This window comes from Blautia sp. 210820-DFI.6.14, assembly GCF_020558815.1.
In the GTDB taxonomy this organism is placed as follows: domain Bacteria; phylum Bacillota; class Clostridia; order Lachnospirales; family Lachnospiraceae; genus Blautia_A; species Blautia_A obeum.
In genome coordinates this window covers 1-1,766 of the sequence record NZ_JAJCKS010000066.1, presented here as the reverse complement: position 1 = coordinate 1,766, position 1,766 = coordinate 1, and the positions used below count along the sequence as shown (strand labels likewise).

At 40.8% G+C, this 1,766-nt stretch carries 1 protein-coding gene; it reads right to left on the bottom strand.

Annotated elements, in window-relative coordinates:
- Positions 1-372 precede the first annotated feature (372 nt).
- A complete protein-coding gene (locus LI112_RS17690; protein WP_227191197.1) occupies positions 373-1,515 on the bottom strand; it encodes an ROK family protein in 1,143 nt (380 codons plus the stop codon).
- Between the last annotated feature and the right edge of the window lie 251 nt (positions 1,516-1,766).

Genomic DNA, 1,766 nt, shown 5'->3' with positions numbered 1-1,766 from the left:
AGTCTCATATCTAAAAGTATAAATTTTGCTTTATAAAGCAGGGTAAATATTTTTTGAAAAAAAGAAACCCTGAGGGGGACCATCTCACAGTTGCGAAGGCCGAAGGTCCCCCTCAGACTCCCCCTGATTGGCCATGCTGAAAAGAATTGTGGTAATATATAATTATATCATTAGAATGTAAAATAACAGGATATCTTCTCCATACGAGAGAGAAGAGTCCTGTTATTTTTATATACTGCTATATTATTTATAAGAAAGTCTTCCGCTTTGAAACACCAGGAGGATTTTTCAAAGGGAACCACATAAGGCAAAATTTCCGTCAAATATTTTGGCCCAGGGGTTGCCAGGGGACTGGCTAAGTCCCCTGGCGGGTCAGAGGGCAGTTCCCTCATGTACGAATCGGTTGATATAATGTAGTGCCGCGCCAATAGCCGGAGTATATTGTCCATGTGTGCCGACCAGCAGTTGATCAGCTGTGAGAGTGAATGGGTTATTTTCATTGATCAGATGCAGTAGCATATTGAGATCTTCCGGAACCAGGTAAGGGGCAAGATATCCGCTGATAATGATAGGGCTGTCGATGATCATATTCAGATTTCGCATCGCAAATGCAAGATGTTTAAGATAATCCTGCCAGATTGCATTCAGGTTGTCTGATTTTCCTTCGCGTAGTACAGGGAAGAATTCTTTTATGCTCATACCGGCAGCTGCTTCCAGAGAGTTTGCGGAGCAGTAAGTTTCCAGGCAGCCGTGGCTACCACAGTAACAGAGAGGACCATTTGGATCAATACACATGTGTTCTATGGCTCCACTGTGCATGAAGCTTCCCTGGTGAACGTGATGATTCATGATAACAGCACCGCCAAGGTTACGATTCAGAAGAAAAACAATTGCATCGTTGAGATCAAAATGATTCCAGAGTTCCAGATAAGCCGCAGATTTGGAATCGTGTTCCAGATGACATGGATATGGAATTCTGGAAGTAAAATCGGATAATTTCATTTCAGTATTGTGCATGATCGCACCATATGTTACTGCAGAACCATCAGGTGAAATAATACCTTGTGTAGCAATAGAAACACCAAGAATCCGATCACGGTCATAACCATTTTTATCGATGAATTTTTCAATATTCTGTGCGAGTTCTGCATAATATTCTGCCGTATTTTCATAGGGGAGAGCAATTGTATCCATTGCCATTGCCTCGCCATACAGATCAACAGCAGCAAGGTGGAACATGTTTTTCAGAAGGCCGATTCCAATTGCGATTTTTACATCGGTAACGATCTGAATTACCTGAGCTTTGCGGCCGCCAGTGGATTCAAAATAACCATCCCGGCAGATCAGGCCATCCTGTTCAAGTGCATTCAGATTTTGGCTTACTGTAGAAAGTCCCATCTGCAGATCCTGCACGATCTGCAACTTGGAAGTCTGTTTTTCGCGATAAATATACTGATAGACTTTTTCACGGTTTATTTTTTTTAAAGTAATAGTGGTTACGCCTTTTTCCTTCATTTTTATGAATCAGCCAGAGGATGATAATTGCCGCTGGCATTTCCTTTCTCCCGATTCAAGAGGGGAATTTTTGTATTTCGGATTGATAAGCTTCATCCGATAATGATCAAAAGTTTTGCTTATATCATAAAACTAAGATTTGAATTTATTTTAGTATACCATAATGAAATACGGAAAAAAAGAGGAGGAGAGGATAGTTTAACATAACATAGCAAGAATTCTCCTTCCTCTATAGGTGGGAGATGAATTGT